General features: G+C 64.9%; 3 protein-coding genes and 1 pseudogene. 1 reads left to right on the top strand and 3 read right to left on the bottom strand.

Annotation, left to right across the window (positions count from 1 at the left end):
* Positions 1-220 (top strand): annotated as a pseudogene (locus VGO12_RS00020) (chemotaxis protein); the annotation flags it as partial.
* A 107-nt stretch (positions 221-327) separates the two neighbouring features.
* On the opposite strand, the gene VGO12_RS00015 reads toward VGO12_RS00020, so the two are convergent.
* The 3 genes from VGO12_RS00015 to dxs form a co-directional block, all read right to left on the bottom strand.
* Positions 328-1,578: a class I SAM-dependent RNA methyltransferase gene (locus VGO12_RS00015; RefSeq protein WP_327510704.1), complete on the bottom strand. Its 1,251-nt coding sequence runs from the start codon at positions 1,576-1,578 to the stop codon at positions 328-330.
* A complete protein-coding gene (locus VGO12_RS00010) occupies positions 1,575-2,357 on the bottom strand; it encodes a TlyA family RNA methyltransferase (RefSeq protein ID WP_327510703.1) in 783 nt (260 codons plus the stop codon). Before VGO12_RS00010 ends, VGO12_RS00015 begins: the two co-directional genes overlap by 4 nt.
* Positions 2,358-2,498: 141 nt before the next feature.
* Positions 2,499-4,412, bottom strand: a complete 1,914-nt coding sequence (dxs, locus tag VGO12_RS00005; RefSeq protein WP_327510705.1) for a 1-deoxy-D-xylulose-5-phosphate synthase — start codon at positions 4,410-4,412, stop codon at positions 2,499-2,501.
* Positions 4,413-4,542 lie beyond the last annotated feature (130 nt).

Below are 4,542 nucleotides of genomic sequence, written 5' to 3'. Positions count from 1 at the left end.
GGCGACCCGCGAACAGTCGACCGGTCTCCAGGAGATCAACACGGCCGTCAACACCATGGACCAGGGCACGCAGCAGAACGCAGCGATGGTCGAGGAACAGACGGCGGCAAGCCACGGCCTTGCCTCCGAGGCTGCCTCGCTTAACGCGCTGCTCGCCCAGTTCAACCTCGGGGAAGGGTCTCATACCGGCAGTGGCGGACATCGCCGCCGCGCCGCTTAGGTGAGAGAAGAGCCTATAGAAACCAAGGAGATAGCGCCACGGCGTGAATCAATTCCGCAGGCGCTTCAAGTCGAGCGATAACGAAGGCCCGGGAAACCGGGCCTTTCTCATTTCTCGAGCGAGACCACCGCCTCGACATGGGCCGACCAGAGGAACTGGTCGATCGGCGTTACCGAGGTGATCCGATAGCCGGCGGCGACAAGAATGGACAGATCGCGGGCGAGCGTCACCGGATTGCAGGAGACGGCGACCACCTTCTTGACGCCGGAGCGGGCGATCTCGTGACACTGCACCTCCGCGCCGGCGCGCGGCGGATCGAAGACGATGGCGTCGAAGATCTTCAGTTCCTGCGCCATGAGCGGGCGGCGGAAAAGATCACGCTTCTCGATGGTGACGGGCTTGAGCCCCTGCGTGTTGCGGGCCGCCAGATCGAGCGCCTTTAGCGCCTTGTCTTCGCCTTCGACCGCATGCACCCGCGCCTTGCGGGCGATCCTGAGCGCGAAGGTGCCGCAGCCGGCGAAGAGATCGGCGACGCGCTTGGCCTTGCCGATATGCTCGAGCACGAGCTTCGCCATCGCTTCTTCGGCTTGCGTCGTCGCCTGGGTAAAACTGCCCGGCGGCGGCGAGACAGAGACCCCGTCGAAGTCGATCACAGGCTTTACCGGCTCGACGATGATCTCGCCATTCAGGCTGACGCGGGCGATGCCGCGTTCGCCAAGCACGGCTTCGACCGTGCGGCGGCGCACGCTGTCGTCAAGCTTCTTGATGCCGTCGACGTTGAGATCGAGCCCGGAGAGCGTCTCGAGCACGGTGATGCGAAAGGGTTCGGCATTGACCGCCATCGCCGCACCGATCCTGGCGATGGTCGCGAGCTTCGAGACGATGCCCGGGCTCGCGATCGGACATTCCGAAATCGCGACGATGTGGTGGCTTTCGGCCTGGTTGAAGCCGAGCAGCAGGTCCTTCTCGGTCTTGCGAGCGGTGAAAACCGCACGCCGGCGCTGGCCCGGCTCGGCAGTGATGAGCGGCGCCACCTCCGGCTTCAGCCCCTTCGACTTCAGGGCGGCGATGACCAGATCGCGCTTGAAGCCGTGGTAGAGCGTGTCCGAGGCGTGCTGCAAGGTGCAGCCGCCGCAGGTGCCGTTGACACCGTCGGGGCCGAAGTGACGACAGTGGGGCTCGACGCGCTCGGGCGACGCTTCCCGCATCGAGATCAGCGTGCCCTGCGACTTGTTGACCGCCAGCGCAACACTTTCGCCGGGCAGGGTGAACGGCGCATAGATCGGACCGTCCGGGCCTTCGGCAATGCCGTCGCCCTGGGCGCCAAGGCGGCTGATGGTGAGCGTCTGCGTGCTCATTGCTCTTCCTCGGGCTTCTTGCCCGCGAGCAGGTATTCGACATTGCCGTCGCCGCCGGCAATCGGCGAGGGGATGAGGCCGAGGCTTTGCCAGCCCATGTCCTCGACAAGCCAGCGCTCGAGTTCGGCGGCAACGTCAGGAGCGCTTTCGGGATCTTTCAGCAGGCCCGCCTTGCTGATGGCGTCGCGGCCCGCCTCGAACTGCGGCTTGACGAGCAGGATGCAGTGGGCACCGGGAAGCGCCATGTCGAGCGCCGGCGGCAGCGCAAGCTTCAGCGAGATGAACGAGACGTCCGAAACGATGAAGGTGATCTCACGATCGTCGATGTCTTCTTCGGTCATCGCGCGGGCGTTGAGGCCCTCGATGCTGGTGACGCGTTCGTCGCCCTCGATACGCGGATGGATCTGGCCATGGCCGACATCGATCGCAACGACGTGCTCGGCACCGCGCTTCAACAGCACCTCGGTAAAGCCGCCGGTCGAGGCGCCGATATCGACGCAGCTTTGACCTGCGGGATCGAGCCCGAAATGATCGAGCGCTGCGACGAGCTTCAGCGCCGCGCGAGAAACATAGTCCTGCGCCGGGTCGTCGATGGTGATCGTCACGCTCTCGGCAAACATGGACGCTGCCTTGGTGACTGTACGGCCATCGACCTTGACGGTCCCGCGCTGGATTGCGTCGCGGGCACGCGCGCGGCTGGCGACCAGCCCTGAGTTCAGCAGCAGCTGATCCAGGCGCACCCTGTTCTTGTGTTCTTCATTCTGGCGATCTTCTGACATGTAAGTCTCATGGCGACTTGCTGTCGCAATGGCAAGCCCCTCTTGCGCGCAGCCATAGGCCCCCTCTGCAAATCCGTCTGGAAAAGCAGAAAACCCCGGTGATGAACCGGGGTTTCCATTGGTATCGATGCTCGCAAAGCCTCAGCCGGCGGCGCCGACGCCGATGTCCTGTTTCTGGCCGAGCGCCTTGAAGACGGTCGAGACGATGCCCGCGCGGTCAAGGCCGGCAGCGGCGTACATGGCTTCGGGCTTTGCCTGCTCCATCCAGACATCGGGCATGACCATCGGGCGCACCTTGAGGCCGCCGTCGAGCAGGCCGTCTTCGGCGAGGAATTGCAGCACGTGGCTGGCAAAGCCGCCGACAGCGCCTTCCTCGATGGTGATCAGCACCTCGTGGTTGCGGGCAAGGTCGCGGATAAGGTCGTGGTCGAGCGGCTTGGCGAAGCGCGCGTCGGCAACGGTCGTCGAAAGGCCGGCGGCGTCAAGATCTTCGGCTGCCGCCAGACAGTCGGCAAGGCGGGTGCCGAACGAAAGCAGCGCCACCTTGGAGCCTTGCTTGACGAGACGACCCTTGCCGATTTCGAGGATTTCGCCGCGTTCCGGCATCTCGACGCCCACGCCTTCGCCGCGCGGATAGCGGAACGAGATCGGGCCGGCGTCGTAGGCGGCGGCCGTGCGTACCATGTGCTTCAGTTCCGCCTCGTCTGCGGCCGCCATCACCACGAAGCCCGGAAGCGTGGCGAGATAGGTCGTGTCGAAGGAGCCGGCATGGGTCGGGCCGTCGGCGCCGACGAAACCGGCGCGGTCGATCGGGAAGCGCACCGGCAGGCCCTGGATCGCCACGTCGTGGACCACCTGGTCGTAGCCGCGCTGCAGGAAGGTCGAATAGAGCGCGGCAAAAGGCTTGTAGCCCTCGGCGGCAAGACCGGCGGCAAAGGTAACGGCGTGCTGTTCGGCGATGCCGACATCGAAGCAGCGCGACGGATGCACCTTGGCGAACCTGTCGAGGCCGGTGCCGGACGGCATGGCGGCGGTGACGGCGACGATCTTGTCGTCGAAGCCCGCTTCCTGCGTCAGCGCATCGGCAAAGACCGAGGTATAGGCGGGCGCGTTCGGCTTGGCCTTCGCCTGGGCGCCGGTGATGACGTCGAACTTGTTGACACCGTGATACTTGTCGGCGGCAGCTTCCGCCGGCGGATAGCCCTTGCCCTTCTGCGTCACCACATGGATCAGCACAGGACCCTTGGCGTTGTCGCGCACGTTGCGCAGCACCGGCAAAAGGTGGTCGAAGGAGTGCCCGTCGATCGGACCGATATGGTAGAAGCCCATCTCTTCAAACAGCGTGCCGCCGGTGACGTAGCCTCGGGCGTGTTCGACGGCACGGGTGATCGCCCGGTCGACGGTCTTGCCGAGATAGGCTGTCAGCTTCTTGCCGACCTCGCGGATGCCCATATAGGTGCGGCCGGAGGCAAGGCGGGCCAGATAGGCACTCATCGCGCCGGTCGGCGGGGCGATCGACATGTCGTTGTCGTTGAGGATCACGATCAGCCGGGCGTCGAGCGCGCCGGCATTGTTGAGCGCCTCATAGGCCATGCCGGCCGACAGCGCGCCGTCGCCGATGACGGCGATGACGTTGCGGTTCTTGCCGTCAAGATCGGCTGCGACCGCCATGCCGAGGCCGGCGGAGATCGAGGTCGAGGAATGGGCAGCGCCAAAGGGGTCGTATTCGCTTTCGGCACGGCGGGTAAAGCCGGAAAGACCACCCTCCTGGCGCAGTGTGCGGATGCGGTCGCGGCGTCCGGTCAGGATCTTGTGCGGGTAGCACTGGTGGCCGACATCGAAGATCAGCCTGTCATGCGGGGTGTTGAACACCTTGTGGATGGCGATCGTCAGCTCGACGACGCCAAGGCCCGCGCCGAGATGGCCGCCGGTGCGCGACACCGCGTCGATCATTTCTGCCCGGACTTCTCCTGCAAGCTGCGGCAGATCCTTGTCGTCGACCCGTTTCAGGTCGTCGGGATAGGTCACCTTGTCGAGCAAGGGCGTAGCCGGCATCGGATTGGTTGGCAGTTGTGTCACGCTGCATGCCTCATGCGCGCCGCAAAATCGGGCGCGCGATAGTTGGTGGGTACCGTCGAAGCGGCTCTTTAGACGCAATCGTTGCTGAATGCAAAACTAGGCATTC

This window comes from Ensifer sp., assembly GCF_035999135.1.
In the GTDB taxonomy this organism is placed as follows: domain Bacteria; phylum Pseudomonadota; class Alphaproteobacteria; order Rhizobiales; family Rhizobiaceae; genus Ensifer.
The sequence above is the reverse complement of the archived record's forward strand: the minus strand, read 5'-3'. Positions and strand labels throughout refer to the sequence as shown.